At 71.2% G+C, this 26293-nt stretch carries 25 protein-coding genes; 11 read left to right on the forward strand and 14 right to left on the reverse strand.

Translation table 11 applies throughout. From position 1 onward, the window contains the following. Positions 1 to 66: 66 nt before the first annotated feature. The 3 genes from ACF1AJ_RS07045 to ACF1AJ_RS07055 all read right to left on the reverse strand — a co-directional run bounded on the left by ACF1AJ_RS07045 (position 67) and on the right by ACF1AJ_RS07055 (position 3367). Positions 67 to 2226 carry a DEAD/DEAH box helicase gene (locus tag ACF1AJ_RS07045; protein ID WP_391506696.1) on the reverse strand — a complete coding sequence of 720 codons (2160 nt, stop codon included), beginning with the start codon at positions 2224 to 2226 and terminating at the stop codon, positions 67 to 69. A gap of 170 nt (positions 2227 to 2396) precedes the next feature. Continuing rightward, positions 2397 to 2744 (reverse strand): DUF6804 family protein, encoded by a 348-nt coding sequence (locus tag ACF1AJ_RS07050; protein ID WP_309861519.1) that lies wholly within the window; start codon positions 2742 to 2744, stop codon positions 2397 to 2399. A gap of 110 nt (positions 2745 to 2854) precedes the next feature. Further along, complete coding sequence (locus tag ACF1AJ_RS07055) at positions 2855 to 3367, reverse strand: RbsD/FucU domain-containing protein (RefSeq protein WP_391506697.1); 513 nt, start codon at positions 3365 to 3367, stop codon at positions 2855 to 2857. 109 nt (positions 3368 to 3476) lie between these two features. Here ACF1AJ_RS07055 and ACF1AJ_RS07060 point away from each other — a divergent pair, with 109 nt between their 5' ends. From ACF1AJ_RS07060 to ACF1AJ_RS07100, 9 genes are all read left to right on the forward strand, one after another. After that, on the forward strand, positions 3477 to 3755 hold the full coding sequence (locus ACF1AJ_RS07060) for a metal-sensitive transcriptional regulator (protein ID WP_018190392.1): 279 nt from the start codon (positions 3477 to 3479) through the stop codon (positions 3753 to 3755). Positions 3756 to 3764: 9 nt separating this feature from the next. Then, a complete protein-coding gene (locus ACF1AJ_RS07065; protein WP_391506698.1) occupies positions 3765 to 4301 on the forward strand; it encodes an O-acetyl-ADP-ribose deacetylase in 537 nt (178 codons plus the stop codon). Beyond that, positions 4298 to 5623: a M20/M25/M40 family metallo-hydrolase gene (locus tag ACF1AJ_RS07070; protein WP_391506699.1), complete on the forward strand. Its 1326-nt coding sequence runs from the start codon at positions 4298 to 4300 to the stop codon at positions 5621 to 5623. Before ACF1AJ_RS07065 ends, ACF1AJ_RS07070 begins: the two co-directional genes overlap by 4 nt. Positions 5624 to 5750: 127 nt before the next feature. Further along, positions 5751 to 7133, forward strand: a complete 1383-nt coding sequence (locus tag ACF1AJ_RS07075; RefSeq protein WP_391506700.1) for a purine-cytosine permease family protein — start codon at positions 5751 to 5753, stop codon at positions 7131 to 7133. 44 nt (positions 7134 to 7177) lie between these two features. Then, positions 7178 to 8731, forward strand: coding sequence for a hydantoinase/oxoprolinase N-terminal domain-containing protein (locus ACF1AJ_RS07080; RefSeq protein ID WP_391506701.1), 1554 nt, complete (start codon positions 7178 to 7180; stop codon positions 8729 to 8731). Further along, positions 8728 to 9822 carry a DUF917 domain-containing protein gene (locus ACF1AJ_RS07085; RefSeq protein WP_391506702.1) on the forward strand — a complete coding sequence of 365 codons (1095 nt, stop codon included), beginning with the start codon at positions 8728 to 8730 and terminating at the stop codon, positions 9820 to 9822. The genes ACF1AJ_RS07080 and ACF1AJ_RS07085 overlap by 4 nt, the downstream gene beginning before the upstream one ends. Continuing rightward, positions 9819 to 10958, forward strand: coding sequence for a DUF917 domain-containing protein (locus tag ACF1AJ_RS07090; RefSeq protein ID WP_391506703.1), 1140 nt, complete (start codon positions 9819 to 9821; stop codon positions 10956 to 10958). Before ACF1AJ_RS07085 ends, ACF1AJ_RS07090 begins: the two co-directional genes overlap by 4 nt. Positions 10959 to 10996: 38 nt before the next feature. Then, positions 10997 to 12025 carry a DUF917 family protein gene (locus ACF1AJ_RS07095; RefSeq protein WP_391506704.1) on the forward strand — a complete coding sequence of 343 codons (1029 nt, stop codon included), beginning with the start codon at positions 10997 to 10999 and terminating at the stop codon, positions 12023 to 12025. Then, entirely contained in the window at positions 12022 to 13536 is a 1515-nt protein-coding gene (locus tag ACF1AJ_RS07100; RefSeq protein ID WP_391506705.1) for a PucR family transcriptional regulator, read from the forward strand. Before ACF1AJ_RS07095 ends, ACF1AJ_RS07100 begins: the two co-directional genes overlap by 4 nt. A 110-nt stretch (positions 13537 to 13646) precedes the next feature. Here the strand turns inward: ACF1AJ_RS07100 and ACF1AJ_RS07105 are convergent, their stop codons facing one another. From ACF1AJ_RS07105 to ACF1AJ_RS07125, 5 genes are all read right to left on the reverse strand, one after another. Continuing rightward, the gene (locus ACF1AJ_RS07105) at positions 13647 to 14240 is read right to left on the reverse strand and encodes an SGNH/GDSL hydrolase family protein (protein WP_391506706.1); all 594 of its coding nucleotides are present in this window, start codon (positions 14238 to 14240) and stop codon (positions 13647 to 13649) included. Between the two features lie 73 nt (positions 14241 to 14313). After that, positions 14314 to 15174, reverse strand: a complete 861-nt coding sequence (locus ACF1AJ_RS07110; RefSeq protein WP_020075202.1) for an aldehyde dehydrogenase family protein — start codon at positions 15172 to 15174, stop codon at positions 14314 to 14316. After that, positions 15171 to 16676 carry an aldehyde dehydrogenase family protein gene (locus ACF1AJ_RS07115; RefSeq protein WP_391506707.1) on the reverse strand — a complete coding sequence of 502 codons (1506 nt, stop codon included), beginning with the start codon at positions 16674 to 16676 and terminating at the stop codon, positions 15171 to 15173. The genes ACF1AJ_RS07110 and ACF1AJ_RS07115 overlap by 4 nt, the downstream gene beginning before the upstream one ends. 14 nt (positions 16677 to 16690) lie before the next feature. Beyond that, positions 16691 to 17728, reverse strand: coding sequence for a deoxyribose-phosphate aldolase (gene deoC, locus ACF1AJ_RS07120; protein ID WP_391506708.1), 1038 nt, complete (start codon positions 17726 to 17728; stop codon positions 16691 to 16693). A gap of 29 nt (positions 17729 to 17757) precedes the next feature. After that, on the reverse strand, positions 17758 to 18726 hold the full coding sequence (locus ACF1AJ_RS07125) for a sugar-binding transcriptional regulator (protein ID WP_391506709.1): 969 nt from the start codon (positions 18724 to 18726) through the stop codon (positions 17758 to 17760). A gap of 91 nt (positions 18727 to 18817) precedes the next feature. On the opposite strand from ACF1AJ_RS07125, the gene ACF1AJ_RS07130 reads away from it, so the two are divergent. Continuing rightward, a complete protein-coding gene (locus tag ACF1AJ_RS07130) occupies positions 18818 to 19792 on the forward strand; it encodes an ROK family protein (protein WP_391506710.1) in 975 nt (324 codons plus the stop codon). Positions 19793 to 19885: 93 nt separating this feature from the next. Here the strand turns inward: ACF1AJ_RS07130 and ACF1AJ_RS07135 are convergent, their stop codons facing one another. The 6 genes from ACF1AJ_RS07135 to ACF1AJ_RS07160 are packed head-to-tail and all read right to left on the reverse strand — an operon-like array spanning position 19886 to position 24589. Further along, positions 19886 to 21106, reverse strand: a complete 1221-nt coding sequence (locus tag ACF1AJ_RS07135) for an MFS transporter (protein WP_391506711.1) — start codon at positions 21104 to 21106, stop codon at positions 19886 to 19888. Continuing rightward, positions 21106 to 22068, reverse strand: a complete 963-nt coding sequence (locus ACF1AJ_RS07140) for a bifunctional riboflavin kinase/FAD synthetase (RefSeq protein WP_391506712.1) — start codon at positions 22066 to 22068, stop codon at positions 21106 to 21108. Before ACF1AJ_RS07140 ends, ACF1AJ_RS07135 begins: the two co-directional genes overlap by 1 nt. Then, positions 22065 to 22580, reverse strand: a complete 516-nt coding sequence (locus tag ACF1AJ_RS07145) for a hypothetical protein (RefSeq protein WP_391506713.1) — start codon at positions 22578 to 22580, stop codon at positions 22065 to 22067. The genes ACF1AJ_RS07140 and ACF1AJ_RS07145 overlap by 4 nt, the downstream gene beginning before the upstream one ends. Before the next feature lie 31 nt (positions 22581 to 22611). After that, positions 22612 to 22980: a hypothetical protein gene (locus ACF1AJ_RS07150; RefSeq protein ID WP_018190374.1), complete on the reverse strand. Its 369-nt coding sequence runs from the start codon at positions 22978 to 22980 to the stop codon at positions 22612 to 22614. Then, a complete protein-coding gene (truB, locus tag ACF1AJ_RS07155) occupies positions 22977 to 23888 on the reverse strand; it encodes a tRNA pseudouridine(55) synthase TruB (protein ID WP_391506714.1) in 912 nt (303 codons plus the stop codon). Before truB ends, ACF1AJ_RS07150 begins: the two co-directional genes overlap by 4 nt. After that, positions 23885 to 24589: a TetR/AcrR family transcriptional regulator gene (locus ACF1AJ_RS07160; protein ID WP_391506715.1), complete on the reverse strand. Its 705-nt coding sequence runs from the start codon at positions 24587 to 24589 to the stop codon at positions 23885 to 23887. Before ACF1AJ_RS07160 ends, truB begins: the two co-directional genes overlap by 4 nt. An 88-nt stretch (positions 24590 to 24677) precedes the next feature. On the opposite strand from ACF1AJ_RS07160, the gene ACF1AJ_RS07165 reads away from it, so the two are divergent. Continuing rightward, positions 24678 to 26165: a DHA2 family efflux MFS transporter permease subunit gene (locus ACF1AJ_RS07165; protein WP_391506716.1), complete on the forward strand. Its 1488-nt coding sequence runs from the start codon at positions 24678 to 24680 to the stop codon at positions 26163 to 26165. Positions 26166 to 26293: the final 128 nt, after the last annotated feature.

The raw sequence follows: 26293 nt of genomic DNA on the forward strand, positions 1-26293 counted from the left end.
TCGGCCGATTCGGCGTTCGGAACGCGAAAAACTCAGGAGCCGGCGGTGTGAGCCGGCGGTTCGAGGTCAGGCGAGGGCGTCCGTCAGCAGGTGGATGAGGGCGTCGAGCTGCACGGAGTCGGCCGAGCCGACCTCGACGTCGCTGCCGTCGAGGGCTCGCGCGGCGAGTCCCTGCTTGGCGTCGATGAGCTCGGCGATCTTCGAGTCGATCGTCTGCGCGGCGATGATCCGCCACGCCGTGACCGGCTCCTCCTGGCCGATGCGGTGAACGCGGTCGATCGCCTGCGTCTGCTCCGCCGCCGTCCACGAAAGCTCGGCGAGCACGACGTTCGACGCGGCCTGGAGGTTCAGGCCGACGCCCGCCGCCGTGAGCGAGCAGACCGCGACCGCGACCTCCGGGTCGTTGTTGAACGCGTCGATCTCCTTCTGCCGTGACAGCGCGGACTGGTCGCCGCGGATCGAGATCGTCTTCAAATCGCGGGCCGCGAAGGCCTCCTCCGCCGCATCCATCACGTCGATGTGCTTGGCGAAGAACACCACCTTGCCGACCGAGCGGGCGAGCTGGGCCGTGTAGTCCGACGCGAGGCCGGCCTTCGCCTGGCCGATCCGGCGGACCATCGTGAAGACGTTCTCGCCCGACTTGGCCGACTTCGAGTCCTCCAGCTCGGACTGCGCGACCAGCCGGATGAGGTGCTTCTTGTGCGCCTCGTCGTCGCCTTCGAAGCCGTCCGGCCGACCGGCGGCCGCCGCGCGCTGGTAGCGCGTGACGAGCCGGGCGGCGAGGTCTTTCTCCGCCTGGCGGATCGAGCGCCCGAGTTCGTCGTCGAGTTCGACCGGCAGATCCACGACACGACGGCTCGGCAGGTCGGAGGCGACGTCGAGCTTGCGCCGTCGCACGATCCCCATGTCGATGACGGCCTCGCGGGCGGCGGCGTAGAAGCCGAAGTCGGCCGGGGTCAGCCCGGTCTCCTCCAGGTGCTCCATCAGGGTCGCCGTTGGCTTGTTGCCGTCGATCCAGCCGAGGAACTGCCAGATCGCCTTGAAGTCGTCGATGTCGTTGATCAGCGGGGTACCGGTGAGGGCGATCATCAGCGGGTCCGGGGTGGTCGAGCGGATGGCGTCCGCCAGGCCCAGCACCAGGCGCGAACGCTGCGAGTGCAGGTTCTTGATGAAGTGCGCCTCGTCGACGACCATCCCCTTGAAGCCGAGTGTGCTCAGCCAGGAGAGGTGGCGATCCAGCACCTCGTAGTTGACGATGACGATGTCGGCGAAGGCGTCGAGGCCCTCGCCGTCGCCGTGGATGACGGTTGCGCGGCGCTGCGGAGTCCAGCGCTCCACCTCGCGCGCCCAGTTCATCTTGACGACGTTGGGCACGACCGCGAGCAGCGGGTACGCTCCCGCGACCGAGGCGGCGAGGACGGACTGCGCCGTCTTGCCGAGGCCCGGCTCGTCCGCGAGCAGGAAGCTGCGGTGGCCGAGGCGCACGCTCTCGATGAAGCGCGACTGGTGGTGCATCAGCTCGAGGCCCTGCGGGGAGTAGCGGTCGAGCAGCGGGGCGGGCGGCAGCTCCATGCTGGCCGCCTGGCCACCGGCGCCGTACTCGAACGACTTGAACAGCGGGCCGAGCAGCTCCCACGAGTCGAGCCGGCGGCGCGGTGTCGGCGCGGCCGGGCTGAGCCGGGAGAAGTCGGGAGCGAGGAACGGGTTGGACAGCTGGCGCGCCTTCACCGACGGCGGAACGACCTGCTTCTCCGCCAGCTCCGGCGGGATGACGCTGTCCTGCTTGGTCACCGGACGCTCGATCGTGATGATCAGGTCGTCGGGCGAGAGCTCGGTTCCCGACTCCAGCAGCCAGTCGCGGCGCATCTTCTGCGCGGTGGCCGTCGAGGGCGACTCGCTCTCGAGCAGCGAGATCAGCGACGTGTCGCGCGCCGCCGTCTTCGCCAGGATGGTCGCGATGCCGTCGAGGCGCTTCAGTTGCTCCGCACGTGCGGCGTCGCTGAGGTCCGGGTCGGACTTCGCCCTGGCGCGCTCCTCGCGCATCAGGAACGCGATCACCTGGAACTTGGTGCGGTTCGTCGGCCCGAGCTTCTTGCCGTCGGCGGCCTTCGCCTCGACCTCGCGCACCTTGCGGGCGAGGACGGGGATGAGTCCGTCGTTGTTGGCGTGCCGGTTCTTCCGCTGCTGCGGCCTGGTCGGGCTGGTGCGCTGACCGGAACGAGACATGGTCCTCCAGGAGAGGCGTCGCGCACTGCCGGAGGGTGCGACGCCGTTTGGGCGTGAGGCCGGCGGGGCGGGGAGGTCGGGTACCGAGTGGACCGTGTTCGCCGCGAGTGACGCCGGGAGCGCGACACAGGATGGCCGCGCACCACCCATTTTACCGGATGTGCGGCCGTTCAGCGACGCGTGTCTGCGGGGATCTTGATCGTGACCGCCGCCGCGACGAATACGACGGCTCCCGCGATCGAGAGGCCCTGCAGCGCGACGCCGTCGAGCGGCAGCGGCCAGACCGGATTCCAGACCACGGCGAGCGGGATGAGGCCGGCGAACCACCACCACATCCGCGCCTGTCCGGCGAAGACGCAGAGGATGAGCGCGAGGATGCTGACCGCGTAGCGCACGTACAGGTACCACTCGCCGCCGATGAGGGCGAGGCCGGCGAGGAGCACGATCGCCCCGAGCAGGCCGGGGACCAGCGCGGCGCGGTTGAAGGCGGGCTGCTGCGGAGTGTGGGGTGCGGGCATCGGGAGTCCACTCTACGCAGTCCGGATGCCGGAAATGGTGCGCCCGCCCGATGGCGGAGACGTTCTCTCCGGTCGGGCGGGCGACGCTGTGTGGTGCGGGTCGCTGTCGGCTACAGCACTCCGCGGCGGAACAGGAATGCGCAGGGCGGCGCGTCGGATCCGACACGGACCGTGACGCTGGAGTTTCGGGCGAGCTCGAGGAACGGTTCAAGCTCGAGGCGGGTCATCGGGACTCGACGGAGTTCGGCGTCGGATGCGATCCCGTTCACTGCGAACGCGACGTCGGGTACGTCGTAGGGTTCGTCGGTGAGGTCGAGGAACACGATCGGCGATGCATCGTCCTGGTCGAGCGGGAACACGGAGAGGATCGCCTCGGCGGCGGCCTCAGTCGTGACGTCGTCACCGAGGTGAACGACGGGCGTTGTTATCTTGTCCTCCGGGTAGCCGCTGCCGACGAGGGTAAGCGTCGCGCCATCATGCATCGCGTCGAGCGCGCTCAAGAGCGCACCGGACAGCAGCGGGCTGAGGTTCTTCAGCAAAGTCGGGCCTTTCCTGTTAAACGAATATTTCTCAACCCCTACGTGGAGGATAGACCCACCGGTATGTCCACACACGCCCCCCATTAGGGGGATACTTGTCTGTCCACCACGTGCACATGCCGTCGAGATGCGCTGCGCGATCCGGGCGGCGTACCCCCGCCGGGTATGAGCCGTCCGGGGCTATCCTGAGGGGGTGATCGCAGACATCAAGAAGCGGGCGCTGCACCGTACGCGCATCCTCGAAGGCCAGCTCCGGGGCCTCGAGAAGATGATCGAGAACGAGGACTACTGCATCGACATCATCACGCAGTCCCTCGCCATTCAGAAGTCCCTCGGCTCGCTCAACAAGCTGCTGGTGGAGAACCACCTCCGAACGCACGTCTCCGAGATGTTCGAGGAGGGCGGCAGCGCACGGGACGACGCGATCGTCGAGCTGCTCAAGGTGTACGAGCTCTCCAACAACCGCGGCTAGGCGCAGCGAATGAGTGACCGCGAAGAGCTCATCCACATCGTCCGCGGCGACATCACGGACGAGACCGTCGATGCGATCGTCAACGCCGCCAACAGCTCGCTCCTCGGCGGCGGAGGGGTCGACGGCGCCATCCACCGCCGCGGCGGCCCCGCCATCCTGGAGGCCACGCGCGAGCTCCGCGCGACGACCCTCCCGGACGGCCTGCCCACCGGCCAGGCCGTCGCGACGACCGCGGGCGACCTCGCTGCGAAGTGGGTCATCCACGCGGTCGGGCCGGTCTGGTCGAGCAGCGAGGACCGCACCCCTCTCTTGCAGAACGCCTACCGCTCCTCCCTCCGCGTCGCCCGCGAGCTGAGCGCCCGCACGGTCGCCTTCCCCGCGATCTCGGCCGGCGTCTACGGCTGGCCGATGGATGACGCGGCCCGCGTCGCCATCAGTACCGTCCGCGCCGTGCTGTCCTCCGGCGTCGGCTCGGTCGAGCACGTGCGCTTCGTCCTGTTCTCCGACGAGGCGTTCGACGCATTCCGGGAAGCGGCGGGCGAGTGACGGCTGAGGCGCTCGACCGCTTCCGGGCTCTGCTGCGCATCCCCACCATGTCCCGCAACGCCGTCGAGGAGACCGACGGGGCGGTGTTCGACGAGTTCATCGCCGCACTGCCGCAGCTCTACCCGGCCCTGCACGGCGCCCTGGAGCAGGAGCGGCACGGACACTCCCTGCTGTACCGCTGGCGCGGCCGAGGCGTCGGGGCGCCCACCGTTCTCATGGCGCACTACGACGTCGTCCCCGCCACGGAGGAGGGCTGGACGCATCCGCCCTTCGCCGCCGAACTGACCGGCTCGGGCGAGCAGCAGCTGCTGTGGGGGCGCGGGGCGATCGACGACAAGGGCGCGCTCGTCGCGATCCTGGAGGCGGTGGAGGCGCTGGTGCGGGAGGGCTTCCAGCCGGCCAACGACGTGTACCTGAGCTTCGGACACGACGAGGAGACCGTCGGCTCGGGAGCGCGGACGATCGCCTCGGTGCTCGCCGGGCGCGGCATCCGCCCGGCAGTCGTCCTGGACGAGGGCGGCGCCGTCGTCGAACACATCTTCCCGGGCGTCAGCAAGCCCATCGCGGTGATCGGCGTCAGCGAGAAGGGCATCACCAGCGTGCGGCTCACCGTCGAGCAGAACGGCGGTCACGCCTCCACTCCCCCGAAGACGACCGCGACGGTCCGGCTCGCCCGCGCCATCACCCGCCTCAACGACCGGCCGTTCCCGGCCCGGCTGACCGAGACGAACCTGCGGATGGTGGAGACGCTGGGCGCGCACGCGACCGGTCCCCTCCGCGCCGTCTTCACGCGTGCCCGCCGGCTGCAGCCCGCGCTGCGCGTCGTGTTCGGCCGGCTCAGCGACGAGACGCGCGCGATCGTGCGGACCACGACCGCCGTGACACAGCTGCGCGGGAGCCTCGCCGCGAATGCGCTTCCCGAGACGGCGGAGGCCGTGGTCAACACCCGGATCGCGGTCGGGTCATCGGTCGCCGAGACGCTGGACCACATCCGCCGGGCGATCCGCGACGACACCGTCCGGGTGGAGGCGGTCGACGCGAGCGAGCCGTCCCCCGTCTCCCCCGCGGACGGCCCCGAGTGGGACCGCCTCGCGGCCGCGATCGGAGCGGTGCACCCGCACGCCGTGGTGACGCCGTACATCATGCTCGGCGCGAGCGACAGCCGGCACTTCACCGGCATCTGCGACGCGGTCTACCGGTTCACCCCGTTCGAGCTGAGCGCCGAGGAGCGGGGCGCGCTGCACGCGCGCGACGAGCGCATCCATGTCGCCACCTGGCGCCGCGGCATCGCCGTCTACGCCCACCTCCTCCGCGCCTCCTGACCCTGAACCCCTGTGCGAAGTGCACAGAGCCGGGGCGAAGTCGTGCGGGGTGCACATTCCGTGAGGGTGGTGGCGCTGGCTACGGTTTCGGGCAACCGTCCCCCTCCACCCGTATGAAGGACACCCAATGGCACGCACAGCTCATGCCGACGACTTCGCCCTCTCCCGTGTGACCCCCGACGCGCGCAAGCCGTGGTTCGGAATCGCGGTGCAGCGCTTCGGTCAGGTCTCGGCTCTCTCGCAGTTCCTGCTCGGGGCGACCCTGGGCTACAGCATGACCTTCGGCGAGGCGGCGCTCGCGCTGCTCCTCGGCTCGATCATCCTCGAGGTGATCATGTGCATCGTCGGCATCATCGGGCAGAAGGAGGGGCTGAACACGGCGCTCCTGGCCCGCTGGACCGGCTTCGGCGAGATCGGCGCCTCCCTCGTCGGCCTCGCGATCGGAATCAGCCTCATCGGCTGGTTCGGCATCCAGTCCGCCATCTCCGCCCAGTCCCTGAACGTGCTCATGCCCGGCGTCATGCCGGTGTGGGTGTGGAGCCTGCTCTTCGGCCTGGCCGTCACCGCCATCGTCGCGTACGGCTTCGTCGGGATGCAGTGGCTGGCGAACATCACCGTCCCGCTGTTCCTCATCCTCGTCGGCTGGTCGATCATCAGCGAGCTCAGCAAGCACTCGCTCGGCGAGCTGTTGACGTCGCCCGCGCCCGGTCCGACGATGTCGGTCTGGCAGGGCACCGGGATCGTCGCGGGCGGCCTCATCGTCGGCGCGATCATCACGGCCGACATGACGCGCTTCAACCGCAGCCGGGCCGACGTCGTCAAGCAGACGGTGCTGGGCGTGACCCTCGGCGAGTTCGTCATCGGCCTGGCCGGCGTGCTGCTCGCCCATGCGGCCGCGAGCGGCGACATCGTGGCGATCGTGACCTCGTCGATCGGCTTCGTCGGCCTGATCATCGTCATCACCGGAACGCTGAAGATCAACGACTGGAACCTGTACTCGTCCACGCTCGGACTGGTCAACTTCATCTCCACCGCGTTCTCGAAGAACCTGCACCGCGTCACCACGACGATCGTGCTCGGCATCGTCGGCTCGGTGCTCGCCGCCGCGGGCATCCTCGCCCAGTTCACCGGCTTCCTGACGATCCTCGGTGTCGCCTTCCCGCCCATCGCGGGCATCATGGTCGCCGAGTACTTCATCGTCCGGCGGTGGCGCGGCGACCTCGACAGCACCCGCGCCTCGGGGCGTCTCCCCGAGCACGCACCGCGGATCGTGCCCGTCACCCTCGTCGTGTGGCTGGTCTCCTCGCTGGTCGGCTACTTCGTGACCTGGGGCATCCCCGCCATCTGGTCGCTGCTGCTCTCGATCGTGCTCTACACGATCGCCGGCAAGCTCGGCTGGGTCCGCGGCGTCGGCCGCGCCACCACGATCCAGGCGGACGGCGCGGCCGGAGCGACGGCGGCACCCGCGGCCGACACCCCCTCCGGCCCCGAGGCCGTCGCCTCCAACTGAGCCCTGCTCCCGAATCGCCCCATCACCACAGAAAGCGACACAACATGCATATCGGCATCGACGTCGGCGGCACCAACACCGACGCAGTGCTCATGGACGGCCGGACCACCCTGGCCGGCGTCAAGAACTCGACGAGCCCGGATGTCACCAGCGGCATCGTGAGCGCGATCGAAGCACTGAGGGCGGCGCGGGACTTCCGGGGCGACGACATCCAGGCGGTGATGATCGGCACCACGCACTTCATCAACGCGCTCGTCGAGGCGAAGCGGCTCGCCCCCACCGCGGCCCTCCGCCTCGGCCTGCCCGCCACGCGGGCCCTTCCTCCGCTGGTGGACTGGCCGGAGTCGCTCATCGCCGCGATCGGCGGCCGGAGCTATCTGGCGCACGGCGGCTACGAGTTCGACGGCCGTCCCATCTCGCCGATCGACGTCGCCGAGCTCAAGGGCATCGCGGCCGACATGGCGGCCAACGGGGTGCGGTCGGTGGCCATCTCCTCCGTCTTCTCGCCGGTGAACCACGACGTGGAGACGCAGGCGGCGGCCATCCTCGCGGACGAACTGGGCGACGGCGTCGCCATCTCGCTGTCGCACGAGATCGGCCGCATCGGGCTGCTCGAGCGCGAGAACGCCACGATCATCAACGCGGCGCTGCGCGAGCTCGCCTCCGAGATCGTCGACGGCCTCACCTCTGCGGTGCGCGCCCAGGGAATCGACGCGCCCATCTTCCTCAGCCAGAACGACGGGACGCTGATGGACGAGGACTACGTGCGCCTCTATCCAGTGGCGACCTTCGCCTCCGGTCCCACCAACTCCATGCGCGGTGCCGCCCTCACCAGCGGCCTCGAGACCTGCGCGGTGGTCGACATCGGCGGAACGACGGCCGACATCGGCCTGCTCGTCAACGGCTTCCCGCGCGAGACGGCCAACGAGGTCAAGGTGGCCGGCGTCCGCACCAACTTCCGCATGCCGGACGTGCTCTCGATCGGCATCGGCGGCGGGTCCATCGTCGACACCGAGACGGCGGAGGTCGGGCCGGAGTCGGTCGGGTACCGGCTGACCTCCGAGGCCCTCGTCTTCGGCGGGTCCACCCTGACCGCGACGGACATCGCCGTCGCGGCGGGCCGCGCCGACATCGGCGACCCGTCCAAGGTCGCCCACCTCGACCCCGCCTTCGTGCAGCGCGTGCTCGACCGCATCGCCGAACGCGTGGCCGAGGCCGTCGACCGGATGCGCACGTCGCCCGACCCCATCCCCGTCGTCGCGGTGGGCGGCGGCTCGATCCTGCTGCCGGACGCGCTGCCCATCTTTGGAGCCGTCCACCGGCCCGACAACTACGCCGTCGCCAACGCGATCGGCGCATCCATCGCACAGGTCGGGGGCGAGATCGACAAGGTGTACGCCGTCGAGCCCGGCCGCCGCGAGGAGGCCATCGCCGCCGTTCGGGCGGAGGCGGTGGACAAGGCGATCGCGGCCGGCGCCTCCCCCACGTCGGTCGCGATCGTCGACTTCGACGAGGTGCCCATCCCGTACCTGCCCGGCAACGCGACCCGGATCCGGGTCAAGGCCGTCGGCGACCTGGCGATGGAGGTGCGGGTATGAGCTGGACGCTGACCGCCGACCGCATCGCCGAGCTCGCCCGCGGCGCCGCCGTGCTCGGAACCGGAGGAGGCGGAGACCCGTACATTGGGTCTCTGCTGGCCGCCCAGGCGCTCGCCGAGCACGGCCCGGTCACCGTCGTCTCCCTCGACGAGGTGCCCGACGACGCCCTGGTGCTCACCGTCGCGATGATGGGCGCCCCGACCGTCATGGTCGAGAAGCTGCCCAGCCTCGAGGAGGTGGTCGCGCCCGTCCACGCGCTCGGCACCTACCTCGGCCGGCCGGTCACCCACGTGGCGTGCGCCGAGATCGGCGGGGTCAACTCCACGATCCCCGTGGCCGCGGCCGCCGCGCTCGGGCTGCCGCTGGTGGATGCCGACGGCATGGGCCGCGCGTTCCCCGAACTGCAGATGGTGCTGCCGACGCTGTACGGCGTCACGGCGTCCCCTCTCGCCTTCGGCGACGAGAAGGGCAACGTCGGCGTGCTGAACACCGCCGACAACCACTGGACCGAGCGGATCGCCCGCGTCGCATGCGTCGAGATGGGCTGCTCGATCATGATCTCCGGCTTCCCGATGAGCGGCGCCGTCGCCCGCGAGGCGCTGGTCCCGGGTTCGTTGAAGCACTGCCTCGCCATCGGCTCCGGGATCACCGCGGCCCGCGCGGCGAAGACCGACGCGGTCGCGGCGACCGTCGAGCTGCTCGGCGGCCGCGAGTTCTTCTCCGGCAAGGTGGTGGATGTGGAACGCGGCACCACCGCCGGGTTCGCCCGCGGGCGCGCCCGCATCGAGGGCGCGGAGTCGTCGCTCGACCTCGCCTTCCAGAACGAGCACCTGATCGCGCGGTCCGGCGACGAGGTCTTCGTGACCACTCCCGATCTGATCATCGTGCTCGACGCCGAGAGCGGGGAGCCGATCACCACCGAGGGCCTGCGGTACGGCCAGCGTGTGCGGGTGATCGCCGCGCCCAGCGACCCGCGCTGGCACAGCGCCGAGGCGCTCGCCATGGTCGGCCCCGGATACTTCGGCTACGACCTGCCGTCGCACCGCTTCGACGGAACCGTCGAGCGCACCCTCGAGGGGGTGACCGCGTGAGCTGGACGCTGACGGCGGCCGACCTCCCGGACCTCGCCCGCGGCGCGACACTGCTCGGAACGGGCGGCGGCGGCGATCCCTACATCGGTCAGATGCTCGTCGCCCGCGTGCTGAGCGAGAGCGGCCTCGGCGAGCGCGGCATCACCATCCTCGACCCGGACGACCTCGCGGACGACACGTTCGTCATCCCGACGGCGCAGATGGGTGCGCCGACCGTGATGATCGAGAAGATCCCGGCGGGCACGGAGCCGACCCTCGCGCTGCGAACGCTCGAAGCGCACCTCGGCCGGTCCGCCGATGCCACCATGCCGATCGAGTGCGGTGGCATCAACTCGATGATCCCGCTGATCGTCGCCGCCGAGACCGGACTGCCGGTCGTGGATGCGGACGGCATGGGCCGCGCGTTCCCCGAACTCTCGATGGAGACGTTCGCCGTGTACGGCGTGCACGGCTCTCCCCTGGCACTCGCCGGAGAGCGGGGCGAGACCGTCATCATCGACACCGGCGACGACGACCGGCAGATGGAGTGGCTCGCGCGCGGCATCACCATCCGGCTGGGCGGGGTCGGTCACATCGCCGAGTACGCGATGAGCGGCGCCGACGTGAAGCGCACCGCCGTCCCGCGCACGCTCTCGATGGCGCTCGCCCTCGGCCGGGCCATCCGGGAGGCGCGGGAGGAGCACCGCTCGCCCTTCGAGGCGATCGCGCAGACCCTGTCCACCACGTTGTACTCGGAGGTGCGGGAGCTGTTCGCCGGCAAGGTGACGGACGTGGAGCGCCGCACCACCGAGGGATTCGCCAAGGGCCGGGCCACGATCTCGTCGCTCGATGGGACGAGGGACGGGACAGCCGGTTCCGGCAGCACGCTCGAGATCCGCTTCCAGAACGAGAACCTCACGGCGCACCGCGACGGCGAGCTGGTCGCGATCGTGCCCGACCTGATCTGCGTCACCGACATCGAGTCGGGAGAGCCGATCACCACGGAGGGTCTGCGCTACGGACAGCGCGTGCGCGTGCTCGGCATCTCCACCCCGGAGATGATGCGGACTCCCGCGGCGCTCGCCGCCTTCGGTCCGCGCGCGTTCGGGCTGACCGAGGAGTTCGTCCCCGTCGAGACGGCGCAGGCGCTGGTCTGACGCCGTCACCGCGGCGGTCTCCGCCTACTCTGGAGGGCATGAGAACTCTCGGTCAGGAGAGCCTGCCTGCTCTCGCCCGAGGATTCTCCCTGCTCGGCTCCGGAGGCGGCGGGGCCACCACGATGCTGGAGCTCATGGTGCAGGACGCCCCGATCTGGCCGATCGCCCTGCGGGGGCCGGAGGAGTTCGATCCGTCCACGCCGTGCGTCGCGGTGGCGTTCGCCGGGTCGACCTACCTCCTGACCGAGCGCCTCCCCGCCGCGGATGCCTTCGGGCCGCTGCTGGCGGCCGCCGAGCGCTGGACGGGCGTGCGCGCCCGGGCCGTGTGCGGGCTGGAGGGTGCCGGGATGAACGGGCTCAGCCCGCTCCTCTTGGCCGACCGCCTCGACCTCGTCGACGCCGACCTGATGGGTCGGGCGCTTCCCCGGCTCGATCAGATCTCGCTGCTGGTGGACGCCGTCCCCGGCGTGGTGGCGGTCTGCGACACCGGAGGTGGCGTCGTCGTGATCGACACCGCCCGCCCCGCCGATGTCGAGAGCCAGGTGCGTGCCGCCATCGTGCAGGCCGGAGGCGCCGGAGCGGTGCTGATCGCCGGCTTCACCGTGGGCGACCTCACCGAGCACGGCGTGCTCGGAACCCCGACGCGGGCCCTCCGTCTCGGCCGAGGCGGCGCCGACCGGAGCCTGGCGCCGGCCGCACTCGCGGAAGCGCTCGGCGCCCGGCTCCTCGGCACGGGCCGTGTGGCCGGAGTCGAGGCCTCGATCGAAGACCCGTACGTGAGCGCCATCCAGCTCGACGACGACGGCGGCGCGCTCCTTCGGCTGGTGGCGCGGTCGGAGCTGCTGGCCGTCGTGCGCGACGGCGTGACCACCGCCGCGAGCCCCGAGATCATCGTCGCGCTCGACTCGGTCTCGGGCGACGTGCTCCAGGTCGACGAGATCACCCTCGCCCGCAACGTGATCGTACTGGCGCTGGCGGCCCCGGCGTGGTGGACGTCCTCCCCCGACCGCGAACGGCACATCACGCCGGCCGGCTTCGGACTGCGGGGGCTGGAGGTGCCTGCGTGAGCGACGGACTCGACCTCGCCGCGCTGTTCGCGCATCCCGCGAACGGCGGGCTGCGCGGGATCGCCGGAGCGCATCCATCGGTCGTCTGGCGGGAGCTCGTCGTCGCGGCGGACGAATCGGGGCTGCCGGCCGACGGCGACGGACGACTCGCGGTGCTCACGGTCCCTCCACCGGCGACGCCCTGGCAGCAGGATGCGCTGGTGCGCCGCGTCCGCGACCGCGGCTACCGGGGGCTGGTGCTCCCGGAGGCGGAGGGGTTCGGCGCCGGCACGCGCTCGCTCGCGGAGCGTCTCGGTCTCGCGCTCCTCAGCGCGACCGACCCGATGGCGCTCGCGCGTGCGGGGTGGGAGCTCCGCGAGGGTCGGGATGCGCTGACCCTCGGGTACGTGCGCCGCGTCGCGCAGTCGATCGAATACCACGCCGACAACCTCGCGGACCTGCTGCGACACCTCTCCGCCAGCGTCGGCCACGGTGTCGCCCTGATCGACAGCGAAGGCGTGCTGCTGGAGGCCGGAGAGTCGCTCCCGCCTGCCGTCCACGCGGCGATCGACTTCGGCCCGTGGATCAGCACGGTCGAGTTGCCGGAGGGTTCCGCCGCCTCCGTCCGGGTCGACAGCCCGAGCCGAGCGGGCTTGCGGCTGGCGGTGTTCGGGCAGGGCCTGGGTGCCGTCCAGCTGAGCGCCCTCGCCGTCGCGGCGGAGGTCGCCATGCCGGCGGTGGCGGCGCGCATCCTCATCGACGAGGTCGCGGACGTGAACGATGCCGCCGTCGCGTCGGGCCTGCTGCGCGACTTCCTCGAGCTGCGCGACAGCCGCGACTCCGAGCTGGAGCAGCGGATGCTCGAGCGCGGCTGGCGCACGACCGGATACCACCTGGGATTCCGGCTGGTCGGGCGTTCCCGCGTCGACACACTCCAGCTGCTGCGCCTGGTCACCAGGGAGCTGACGGTGCTGCCCGTCGACTCCCACGCCGCCACCAGCGGCCGCGGGGTGACGGGCTGGCTCAGCTTCGCCGCGCCTCCCCCGCCGAGCCGCGTCGAGGAGAGCGTGCGGGCACTGCTGGCGGTGCACACCGCCGCACGCCGGGTGTTCAACGTCGCGACCGGCGTCGGGACGCTGGAGAGCGGCGCGGCGGGGCTGGTCGCCACCATCGACGGAGCGTCGGATGCCGCGCGCATCGCCGCGGGCCGCTCCGCGACCGGCTTCTTCGTGCGGATCGACGCGCTCGGACTGGAGCAGCTGCTGCTGTCGTGGACGGAGAGCGACACGTTCGTGCCGGCCGCCGAATCCCTGCTGGCCCCCCTGATCGCTCGGGGACCGGAGCTCGTCGAGACGCTCGCCGCGTACCTCGACCACGAGTCGGGCATCGCCGCGACCGCCGAGGCCCTGGGCCTCCACCGCAACACCGTCTCCACGCGCGTAGCCCGCGCCCAAGAACTGCTCGGCCTCGACCTGGCCGACCCCGAGACCCGCCTCGCCGTGCACCTCGCGTGCCGTGCGCTGCGCCGCTGACTCCGCCCCCGTCGAGTCCGCGAATTTTGCACACCGCCGTCGCGCGTCGCGTGCAAAGTTTGCGGACTCGACGGTGAGGGGTGGGGCGGAGAGGCGGAGGGCGGGAGAGGTTAGGCGGCGCCGCCGAGGTCGGGGAGGGTGATGGCGCGGCTCGACGGGGGCAGTTCGCGGAGGCGCTCCAGCGCCGGGATGAGCTCGCCGGCCCACACGCGGTAGCCCTCGGCGTTCAGGTGCAGGCGGTCCTCGGTGTACGCCGGGTTCAGCTCGCCGTCCTCCAGCGCCATCGCCGGCCACAGGTCGAGCCAGCCCGCGTGCACGGTCGGCGCGAACTGCCACAGGTGCCGGTTGATGTCGCGGATCTGGTCGGCGAACTCGTGACCGCGCGGAATCACGGACTGGACGAGGATGCGCGTCTCCGGCAACTCCTTGCGCAGCGTGACCAGCATGGTCTCGACGTTGCGCACGACGTGCTCCACCGAGCGGCGCCAGGCCAGGTCGTTGGTCCCGATGAGGAGCGCCACCAGAGCGGGCCGCGTGTCGATCACGTCTCCGAGCCGTGCGAGCACGTCGTCGGTGGTGTCGCCGGCCATCCCGAAGTTGCGGACCGCCTCGCCCGGAAGCAGCGCATCCCAGTCGCCTCCCTGCGTCAGGCTGTCGCCGACGAGGGCCAGCTCACCGCGTTCCGGTCTCCACTCATCCGTCATACCGTGTCCCCGTTCCTCGCCCCCATCCTCCCCCACATCCGCGACGAGGGGAAGGAAAGCGGGCGCGGGCGGGCTAGAGCAGCGACTTCGTATGCCAGACCGTCTTCGTCTCGGTGAAGAAGGCGATCCGGTCGAGCGAGGGCGCTGCCGCGTCCGGGCCGTTCTCGGGCGTCAGCACGCGCTTGAGGGTGTCGGCCGCGGCGATCTGCAGATCCACCCAGTCGAGGTCGCCCGCGCCGACGAGGTCGAGGGCGTTGACGTCGGCGTGCGATGCCAGCCACGGTGCGATCTCGGCCGGCGACCCGGTCAGGATGTTGACGACGCCGCCTGGCACGTCGCTCGTCGCGAGCACCTCGCTGAGGCTGATCGCCGAGAGCGGGAAGCGCTCGCTCGCGATCACGACGACCGTATTGCCGGCGACGAGCGCGGGGGCGACCGCACTCGTGAACCCGAGCAGGCTGGAGTCCTGCGGTGCGACGATCGCGACGACGCCGGTCGGCTCTGGAACCGAGATGTTGAAGTACGGGCCGGCGACGGGGTTGGCGTTGCCCGCGACCTGCGCGAACTTGTCGGCCCATCCCGCGTACCAGACCCAGCGGTCGATGGCCTCATCGACCTGCGCGGTCGCCGCGGACGCCGACACGCCTTCGGACTTCTGGATCTCGTCGATGAACTGGGCGCGACGCCCCTCCATCAGCTCCGCGATCCGGTAGAGCACCTGACCGCGGTTGTACGCGGTGGCGCCGGACCAGCCCGAGACGGCGGCACGCGCGGCGACGACCGCGTCGCGGGCGTCCTTGCGGGAGGCCTTGGCCGCGTTCGCCAGGAACGCGCCCTTCGCGGAGACGACCTCGTAGGTGCGGCCGGACTCGCTGCGCGGGAACTTCCCGCCGATGTACAGCTTGTAGGTTTTCGGAACAGCCAGGCGGCTCATTTGGAGGCTCCCTTGCGGGTCGGGCGGACGGCGGGGATGCGGAGCGGCGACGCAGGCGAGAGCGAGCGGCCGGGCACGAGGTACGCGCCCAGACCGTGGCGGCCGCCCTCGCGGCCGTAGCCGGACTCCTTGTAGCCGCCGAACGGGCTCGCGGGGTCGAAGCGGTTGAAGGTGTTGGCCCAGACGACGCCGGCCCGCAGCTTGTCGGCAACGGCGAGGATGCGGCTGCCCTTCTCGGACCAGATGCCGGCCGACAGCCCGTACGGCGTGTTGTTGGCCTTCGCGATCGCCTCGGCCGGGGTGCGGAAGGTCAGCACCGACAGCACCGGGCCGAAGATCTCCTCGCGGGCGATGCGGTGGCTGGTCGACACGTTGTCGAAGATGGTCGGCGCGAACCAGAAGCCGTTCTCCGGGATCTCGCAGTCCGCCGTCCAGCGCTCCGCGCCCTCCGCCTCGCCGATGTCGGACAGCTCGCGGATGCGCTGCAGCTGCTCGGCGCTGTTGATCGCGCCGATGTCGGTGTTCTTGTCGAGCGGGTCGCCGAGGCGCAGCGTCGACAGCCGGTCCTTCAGCCGTTCGACGACCTCGTCGTGGATGCTCTCCTGCACCAGCAGGCGGCTCCCGGCGCAGCAGACGTGGCCCTGGTTGAAGAAGATGCCGTTGACGATGCCCTCGACCGCCTGGTCGATGGGCGCGTCGTCGAAGACGATGTTCGCGGCCTTGCCGCCGAGCTCCAGCGTCAGCTTCTTGGACGTTCCGGCGACCGTGCGGGCGATCTCGCGCCCGACGGCGGTGGAGCCGGTGAAGGCGACCTTGTTCACGTCCGGGTGGGCGACCAGGTCGCGCCCGGTCTCCCCCGCGCCGGTGACAATGTTCACGACACCCGCCGGGAGGTCGGCCTGCTGCACGATCTCGGCGAACAGCAGCGCGGTCAGCGGGGTGGTCTCGGCCGGCTTCAGCACGACCGTGTTACCCGCGGCGAGGGCCGGGGCGATCTTCCACGCGAGCATGAGGAGCGGGAAGTTCCACGGGATCACCTGAGCGGCGACCCCGAGCGCGCGGGGCGCAGGGCCGAGGCCGGCGTGCTCGAGCTTGTCCGCCCATCCCGCGTAGTAGAAGAACCAGGCGGCGACGAGCGGGACGTCCACATCCCGGCTCTCCTTGATCGGCTTGCCGTTGTCGAGGCTCTCGGCCACGGCGAGCTCGCGGGCGCGCTCCTGGACGAGCCGGGCGATGCGGAACAGGTACTTGCCGCGGTCGCTGCCGCTCATCCGCGACCAGACGCGGTCGTAGGCGCGGCGGGCGGCGGCGACGGCCGCATCCACATCGGACGAGTCGGCGGTGGCGATGGTCGCCAGGCGCTCCTCCGTCGCGGGCGAGATGGTCTGGAACGGCGTACCGTGCCCGTCGACGAACTCGCCGTCGATGAACAGGCCGTACTGGTCGCGCAGGTTCAGGATCGACCGCGACTCGGGAGCCGGTGCGTATTCGAGGAAACTCATGGTCTGGTCAGCTTTCAGTCGATCGTCACGTAGTCGGCGCCGGAGTAGTGCCCGGTGGCCAGCTTCTGGCGCTGCAGGAGCACGTCGTTCAGGAGGCTGGAGGCGCCGAACCGGAACAGGTGCGGCTGCAGCCACCGCTCGCCGACCGTCTCCGCCACGGTCACGAGGTATTTGATGGCGTCCTTCGACGAGCGGATGCCGCCGGCCGGCTTGACGCCGATCTCCTCGCCGGTGAGCCGGTGCCAGTCGCGCACGACCTCCAGCATCAGCAGCGTCACCGGGAGCGTCGCGGCGGGCGACACCTTGCCGGTGGACGTCTTGATGAAGTCGCCGCCGGCGAGGATGCTCAGCCAGGAGGCGCGGCGCACGTTGTCGTACGTGTTCAGCTCGCCCGTCTCCAGGATCACCTTGAGGTGGGCGTACGTGCCGTCCTCGCGGCGGCACGCCTCCTTCACCGCGACGATCTCGTCGAAGACGAGCCCGTAGCGGCCGGAGAGGAAGGCGCCGCGGTCGATGACCATGTCGATCTCGTCCGCGCCCGCGGCGACGGCATCCGCCGTGTCGGCCAGCTTGACCTTCAAGGAGGCCCGTCCGCTCGGGAAGGCGGTCGCGACGGCGGCGACGTTGACGCCGCCGGTGCCTCCGGCCCGGCGGACGGCGCCGGCGTGCGCGGCGCCCAGGGCCTCGACGGCGTACGGCACCATATCGCCGTAGACGCAGACCGCGGCGGGGCGCGGAGTGGACGGGTCGGACGGGTCGGGCGTGAGCGCCTTGGCCGCAAGCGACCGCACCTTGCCCGGGGTGTCGGCGCCCTCCAGGGTGGTGAGGTCGATCAGCTCGATGACGGTGTCGAGCGCCCACTTCTTGCTGGTGGTCTTGATGGAGCGGGTGCCGAGCCCCGCCGCACGCTGCTCCAGGCCCACCGCATCCACTCCGGGGATGCCGTTGAGGTACCGCCGCAGCGATCCCTCCGTCAGGTCGCCGCCGAGCACCTCGACGGCGCGGGCCGCGGGTGCGAGGGTGCGCACGGGCGGCGTTGTCTCGATGGTCACGTGTTCCTCCAGGTGGTGCAGCTCGGATGCTACGGAGCGGTGGTGCCGGGCGCCGCGCGCCCGAGCAGGTCGTTGGCGGTGGATTCGTCGGTGATGAGCATTGTGCAGAGCCCGCTCGCGACGACCGCGTGGGCGACGCGGTGCTTGGCCTCCCCGGCGATGACGGCGATGGAGGTGCGGGCCGAGCGGAGCTCGTCGAGGCTGAGCCCCAGCGTCCGCGAGTTGAGCTCCGGGTCGGCGACCTGTCCGTCGTCGGTGATGAAGCGGCCGACGACGTCGCCGACTGCGCCCTTCTCGGCGAGTGCGGCGACATCCTCCACCGACAGATAGCCGGAGTCGACGTGGACGGAGCTGGTGTCGACGACGCCCGCGCTGAACAGATAGGCGCTGGCGTCGCGGGCGAGTTCGAGGACGCTCTGCACCGAACGGTCGGCCTCGATCGCCCGCCGGGTGGCGGCGTGCTCGAAGATCGCCGGACTCGGGAGCAGGGTCGCGGTGCCCTGCGCCTTGCGCGCGATGACGACGGCTGTGTCGGCGGCGGCGGTGGCCTGGCGCGTGGAAGAGACGCTTCCATTGATCTGAACGGGATTGACCCCGACGGCCCAGCCCGGCCGCAGGCGGGCGGCGACGGCGTGGAGTGTGCGGCCCCAGCTCACGCCGAGCGTGCGCGGGACGGGACGGAGCGTGGTCAGGTAGTCGGCGGCGGCCTGCGCCACCCGCCCCTGGACCTCGGAGTCGGACTCCGCCGCGGGAACGACCACCGCATCCACCAGACCGTAGAAGCCGCAGAGCTCGCGTTCGAGCGAGAACCGGCGGGCGCTGGGGTGGACGATCTCGATGCGCACGAAGCCGTGCTCACGGGCGGCGACGAGGAGCCGGCCGACTTTCCAGCGCGAGACGTTGAGGGCGACGCCGATCTCGTCCTGCGTCTTGCCGGCCTCGTAGTACAGCTCCGCGGCTTTGACGGCGAGGATCTCGTCCGAATCGTTCAGGGCCACCTCTCCAGCTTAGGAAGGGCGCGCGCGCCCGAGCAACATGTGTGTGGTGGATGCTCAAATGAGCAGAGCCCGTTTCGTTTATCGTTGGGTCGTGCCCACAGACCCCTCGCTGACAGCCGCCACCGCGCCCACCCCCTACGTCCTGGCCGTCGACTTCGGCGGAACGAAGGTCGAAGCCGCCCTGGTGGATGCGGAGGGCCGCCTCGTGGAGGGCTCCCGGCACCGCCGTCCGACCGGGCGGAACGCCACCGTCCCGGAGCTCGAGGAGTCGGTCGGCGGCGTCGTGCGCGCGGCTGCAGCATCCCTCCCCTCCGACGCCGCGATCATCGGCGTCGGCATCGGAAGCGCCGGCCCGATCGACCGGCAGCGCGGACTCGTCTCGCCGCTCAACGTGCCGCACTGGCGCGACTACCCGATGCGCGACTTCGTCGCCGGTGTCGCCGCCGAGCTCTCCCTCGATGTGCCCGTGACCCTCGAGATGGACGGCGTGGCGATCACCATGGCCGAGCACTGGGTGGGCGCGGCGCAGGGCGTCGACAACGTCATGGGGATGGTCATCTCGACCGGGATCGGCGGAGGGCTCATCGTCGGCGGCCGCGTGATCACCGGTCCGACCGGCAATGCGGGCCACATCGGGCACGTCGAGGTCGGCGACATCAAGGGCGAGGACACGTTCGGCAACCCGTTCGCGCTGGAGGCCATGGCCTCCGGGCCGCACACCGTCGCGTGGGCGCGGCAGCAGGGCTTCGAGGGCGCGACCGGCGAGGAGCTGGCGGCGGCGTACGTCGCGGGCGACCTCGTGGCGCGCGAGGCGATCGCCCGGACCGGCGAGGCCGTCGGCCGCGCGATCGCGTCGGCCACCGCGCTGCTCGACCTGGAGCTCGTCGCCATCGGCGGCGGCTTCTCGCACTCGACGCCGGACCTCTTCGACCACATGCGCCAGGTCATCGAGCACCACTACTTCCCGTTCGTGCGCAAGGTGCGGATCGTCCCGTCCGCCCTCTCCTCCGAGGGTCCGCTCATCGGGGCCGCCGCCCTCATCCACCGCGCGAACCTCCTCCCCTAACCCCCACCCCCAAGCCAACAGCTCCTGAGTTTTTTCCGCCGATTTCAGCCGGATTCGCGGAAAAAGTCAGGAGCTGTTGGCTTGGGCCGGGGGTCAGTCTTCGAGGTACTTGGGGCGGGCGGCGACGGCGCCGGCCGCGGCGGCGGCGAGAGCCGTGGCGGTCAGCACCACGAGGGCGAGGGTCCAGGATCCGGTGAGCTGGTGCAGCACGCCGACCGCGAGCGGGCCGAGCGCGCCGAGCGTGTAGCCGAGGCCCTGCGTGAACCCGCTGAGCGCGACAGACCCCGCGTGCGTCCGCGTCCGCATGTTGATCAGCACGAGGCACAGCGGGAAGAGCAACGGCCCGAGCCCCGCCAGCGCCACCCACAGCCAGGTCGCGACGCCGGGCGCCAGGATGAGTCCGAGGTACCCGAGGATAAAGAACGCGACGCCCGCGTAGATCAGCCAGGCGACGTTGCGCATCCGCGCGGCCAGCATCGGGACCAGCAGCCCCGCCGGTATGCCCATCCCGGCATACACCGACAGCAAGGCCCCCGCCTCAAGCGGGGTCAGTCCGGCCACGTCGTGCAGGATCTCCGGAAGCCACGCGAACATCGCGTACGCATTGAGGCTCGACACGGCGAACAGCACGGCCATCGCCCACGCCAGCGGCGAGTGCCAGACGCGCCCCGCCATCGCCGGCTGCGCCTTCTCGACCTCCACATCGCGGTCGGGATGCGCCGGACGGTGCGTGATCAGGATGCGCAGCCATGGCAGGATGGCGAGCGCGCAGACCACGCCCCACATCCCGACGGAGACGTGCCATCCGGCCGCATCGGCGACCGGAACCGCGACGAGCGGCGGCAGCAGCGTCGACACCGACATGATGGTCGCGTACAGCGATGTGACCAGCCCGATCCGGTCGGGGAAGTACCGCTTGACCAGCGGCGGCAGCAGCACGTTCCCGACGCCCATGCCCGCGAAGGTCACCGCCGACCCGATCGCCAGCACCGCGAACGAGGGCGCCGCCGCGCGGATGAGGTGGCCGGCCAGCATGACGCCGAGCGCGAGCACCACGACGGCCTCGAGGCTCAGCCGCCGCGTGAAGGTCGGCGCGACCAGGCCGAACACCGCGAAGCACACCGGCGGCAGCATCCCGAGCAGTCCGACGCCGATGCTCGACACGTCGAAGTCGGTGCGGATCTCGGCGAAGATCGGCGACAGCGCGGCGACGGCGGTGCGGAGGTTCGCCGCGACCAGCAGGATGCCGAGCAGCGCGATCGCGCGCCCGTGCCAGAGCGGCCGCCGGTCGGCGGCCGGGTTCGCGCCCGCCATCAGGAGCGCTCGTCGGCGTCGGCCGCCGGGACGACGCCGAGGATGCGCCGCGCCTGCTCCACGTCGTCCGCGATCTGCGCGATGAGCGGCTCGATGCCCGTGTACGCGACCATCCCGCGGATGCGCTCGACGAAGGCGACCTCGACCGTGTGGTCGTAGAGGTCGAGCTCGCGGTCGAGCACGTACGCCTCCACCTGCTTCTGCGGGACGCCCTCGAAGGTCGGGTTGTTGCCGACCGAGATCGCCGCCGGATACCGCTCCCCCGCGTCAGTCAGCCAGCCGGCGTAGACACCGTCGGCGGGGATGAGTCCCTCCGACTCCGGCGAGAGGTTCGCGGTGGGGAAGCCCAGCTCACGCCCGCGTGCTGCGCCGTGCACCACGAGCCCGCGCACGGTCGGAGGGGCGCCGAGCAGCTGGGTCGCGTGCGCGACGTCGCCGTCGGCGAGCAGCTCCCGGATCCAGGTGGATGAGACCCGCCGGCCGTGCTCCGGCCGCACGTCGTCGATGAGCTCGACGGTGAAGCCGTACGTCTCGCCGAGCCGCCGGAGCAGCTCGACGTCTCCTGCGCCGCGCGCACCGAACCGGAAGTCGCTGCCGACCAGCACCGCCGCGGCATGCAGCCGGTCGACGAGGATGTGGTGCACGAACTCCTCGGGCTCGAGCCCCGCGAGCGCCCGGTCGAACGTGACCATGAGGGTGGCGTCGACGCCGGTCGACGCAAGGAGGTCGAGCTTCTGCGCGTTGCTGACGAGCGACGGCGGGCACTTGTCGGGAGCGAGCACTTCGAGCGGGTTGCGGTCGAACGTGATGATCGTCGAGACGAGCCCGCGCTCCGCGGCGACGGTGCGCAGCCGGTCGATCACCGCGCGGTGGCCGGTATGCACCCCGTCGAACTTGCCGATCGTGATGGCGCTGGGTCCCCAGCCGTCCGGCACCTCGGAGACCGCGTGGAAGACCTTCACGAGGCCGCCCCCGACTCGGCCTCGGCATGCGCATCATCCGCAGGAGCATCCGCCGGCCGGTGCTTCCGCAGCCACAGCATCCCGAGCACGGGCAGCACGAGCGGGATGAACAGGTACCCCATCCCGTACACCGACCACACCGTGGCGTCGCGGCCGAACGGGTCGATGTCGTGCAGCCCCAGCACGGCGGGCGCGAACAGGCTGAGTGTGCCGATGATCAGCACCCCGGCCAGCTCGAAGCTGATGGTGACCCACGCGACGCGGTACCAGAAGCGGCCGGGTGCGATCAGGGCGACGGTCGCGACGATGTACACGACGGCGGCGAGCCCGGACAGCGTGAACGCGACCGGCGCCTCGTGGAAGCGGTCGATGATCTGGAAGACGCTGCGGCCGGTCGCTGCCAGCGCCAGCACGCCGTAGACGAAGACGAGCACCCGGCCCACCCCCGTCATCCGCCGCCTCGGAGAGGACGGATCGGAGTCGGTGCGCGCGGACATGGTGTGGTGGGACATCGCCTTCGATTCTATTTGCCTGCGGAGGCGGTCACGCGCCCTGCACGAACCAGATCTGGCCCATCCGGTAGACCATCACCGCGATGGCGAGGCAGACGCCGCCGAGGATGACGGTGCTCCATCGGTTGCGCTCGACCAGGGCCCAGAACCCGCCCGCCAGGGGGAGGATGATCGCCGAGATCAGGTAGATGTAGAACTCGGCGAGGCTGCCGGACGGCGGATTGCCCGCAGCGGGCGCGATGATCGCGATGACCAGCTGCACGAGCAGCAGTACCTCTACGAGCGCGACCGCGCCCATCGACACGTCGCCCGGCAGACGACCGATCAGCCCGAGCACGATGCACAGGATGCCGGCAGCGCACGCGACGATCACCTGGAGGGTGACGAACCACTCGATCATGCGGGGCCGACCGCTTCGTCCGTCGGGAAGTTCACCAGGGTCCGTGCTTCCTTTCCGCGGAACTCGATGAGCCCGACAAGCGCTCCGTTCGGGGCGACGGCCGCGACCGGCACACCGCCCCCGCCCTCTCGGTCGGCGACGTGGATGCGACGGCCGTGCGTCAGGTCGATCGCCTGCTGCTCGGTGAGGTCGAGCCGCTCGAACAGCCGGACGGCTGCATCCACCGCCGGGATCAGCGCGGCATCCGCATCGAGCGTAGCGAGGTCGTGCGCGTCGCGCACGGCGAAGGCCCCGACCCGGGTGCGCCGCAGCGCTGTCAGGTGACCGCCGACGCCGAGACCCGCGCCGAGGTCACGGGCGAGCGAGCGGATGTACGTCCCCGACGAGCAGACGACCCGTACGTCCAGGTCGATCACGCCCGCGTCGCGGCGGCTGCCGATCAGCTCGAACTCCGCGACGGTGACCGCGCGAGGCTTCAGCTCGACCGCTTCGCCCGCACGCACGCGGGCGTACGCGCGCTTGCCGTCGACCTTGATCGCGCTGACGGACGACGGGATCTGCTCGATCTCACCGGTCAGCTCGGCGATGCCTGCGGTGATCGCGTCGGGGGTCACCGCGTCGAGCGCGGGCTGCGGCGCCCGCTCCCCCAGCTCGCCCTCAGCGTCGTCGGTTGTCGACGACGCCCCCAGCCGGATGGTCGCGAGGTACTCCTTGTCGGCGCCGACGATGTAGGTCAGCAAGCGCGTGGACGAGTTGATGCCGAGGATGAGGAGCCCGGTCGCCATCGGATCCAGCGTCCCGGCGTGGCCGACCTTCCGCGTTCCCGCGGCGCGCCGAACCCGGGAGACGACGTCGTGGCTCGTCATGCCCGCCGGCTTGTCGACGAGGATGAGACCGCTGCCGGTCATGCGCCCTGCGCCTTCGCCGTGGCGGACCCGGCAACGCTCCCGCCGCTCTCGGCCGCGACATCCAGCACCAGCGCCAGCTTGGTCCGGAAGGTGCACTCCAGCAGCTCCGTCGCAGCCTCATCCCGGCCGTACTCATCGGGCAGCCGCAGCCCCAGGAGCGTGTTCAGCAGCATCCCCTCGGCGAGGAACGACCGCACCTCCTCTGGCGCGAAACCTGCCTCGTCGCGCAGCAGCCGGTAGATCGCGAGGAACCCGTCGCGCGCCTTGGCGCCGATCGTCGGGTCCTGCCCCATGCTGAACGCCTGCATGAGCGACAGCAGCAGACCACGGTCCTCGATCAGGCTCACGTACGCGAGGCCCAGGCGACGGCCGATCTCGCCGTGCGCGCCGGCGACCGGCGTGCCGTCGGTGACAGGCGGGACGGTCGGGGCGGCGGGCGAGCCGTCCGCCTTCCACTCCTCCAGCGTGCGGGTGAACGCGACCAACAGACGGTCGAGCGACCGCGAGAGCACGCCGACGAACAGGTTCTCCTTGCCGCCGAACATCCGCACGACGTACGGCTGGCTGATGCCCGCGGCCTTGGCGATCTGGTCGGTGGTGGCGCCGAAGTAGCCGCGCTCGCCGAAGACCCGGCTGGCGGCTTCGAGGATCTGCTCGCGGCGCTCGGCCGACGGGATCCTCTCGCTGATCTTGTCTGTCACGCTTGACAGGTTATCAGCCGATTACTAGTGTCAGCTCTTGTAATCATCCGATAACCACATTGGTTCACCACACTTCTTGGAGGCGTGCATGTCCGCTCCCCTCACCCGCGACGCCGGCGGCACGTCCGTCCGCTCGCGGCGCATCCCCATCTGGCTGGCGATCGTCGCCGCCTCGCTGCCGATGTTCATGGCCACCCTCGACAACCTCGTCGTCACCAGCGCGCTGCCCGTGATCGCCACAGACCTCAGCGCGTCCATCGAAGAGCTCCAGTGGGTGGTCAACGCGTACACCCTCACCTTCGCGACACTCATGCTGATGGCCGTCGGCCTCGGCGACCGGCTCGGCCGCCGCTCCGTGTTCCTCGGCGGCATCGCGATCTTCACGCTCGCAAGCGCCGCCGCGGCCCTCTCGACCGAGCCGTGGCAGCTTATCGGCGCCCGTGCGCTCCAGGGCGCCGGCGCTGCGGCCCTCCTGCCCCTGTCGCTGACCCTGCTCGCCGGCAGCGTCAGCGAGCGTCTGCGTCCCGCCGCCATCGGCATCTGGGGCGGCATCTCCGGCCTCGGCGTCGCGCTCGGCCCGCTCATCGGCGGCGCCGTGGTCGAGGGATGGAACTGGCAGGCCATCTTCTGGCTGAACGTCCCGCTCGGCGTGGTCGCCATCCCGCTGGTGCTCCTCGCCCTGCCGAACAGCTTCGGAGCACGCGTCCGCGCCGATGTCGTCGGCCTGCTGCTCGCCGCCCCCGGTGTGCTCGGGGTCGTCTGGGCGATCGTGCGCGGGAACGACGCGGGATGGGGCAGCGCCGAGGTGCTGATCCCGCTGATCGCCGGCGCGGCCCTGCTGGTGGCGTTCGTCCTCTGGGAGTCGCGCACGTCGGCCCCGCTGCTCCCGCTCCGGCTTTTCCGCGACCGCAGCTTCACGGTGGCGAACCTCGTCGGCGTGACCTTCAGCTTCGGCATCTTCGGGGCGATCTTCATCCTCATCCAGTTCCTCCAAGTCGTGCAGGGCCACACGCCGCTCGAAGCGGGCGTGATGACGATGCCGTGGACCCTTGCCCCGATGGTCGTCGCTCCACTCACCGGCCTGCTGTCGTCGCGGACGGGCACCCGCCTCCCGGTGGTGGTCGGCCTGACCCTGCTCGCCGTGTCGATGGGCTGGATCGCGCTGACGCTGTCGGCCACGCTGCCCTACTCGGAGATGTGGCCCCCATTCCTCCTGGCCGGCATCGGCATGGGCCTCGTGTTCGCGCCCAGCTCGACGGCCGTCCTCGCGAACATGCGACCGGCCGACCACGCCAAGGCGTCCGGTACGAACTCCACGCTCCGGGAGGTCGGGGTCGCCCTCGGCGTCGCCGTCCTGACCGCCGTGTTCACGGGAGCGGGCGGGACGCTCACTCCGACCGGATACGTGGATGCGGCCATCCCGGCCGTCTGGGTCGGCGCCGGGGTGCTCGGCGCGGCCGCCCTGATCGCCCTGGCGCTGCCGGGCCGCCGGGCGGCAGCCCGCGCCGCCGCTGCGCCGGAGTCGGCCGCCTCCGCCCTCGCCGACGCCGAGCCCATCCCCGTCCTCGCCGACTGACCACCACAGATTCGTGGGGGGGGGGGGGGGGGTGGGGGGGGGGGGGGGGGGGCCCCCCCCCCGGGGGGGGGGGGGGGGCCGGGGGGGGGGGGGGCGGGGGGGGGGGGGGGGGGGGGGGGGGGTGCCGG

This window comes from Leifsonia sp. NPDC014704, assembly GCF_043083605.1.
Classification (GTDB): Bacteria; Actinomycetota; Actinomycetes; order Actinomycetales; family Microbacteriaceae; genus Leifsonia.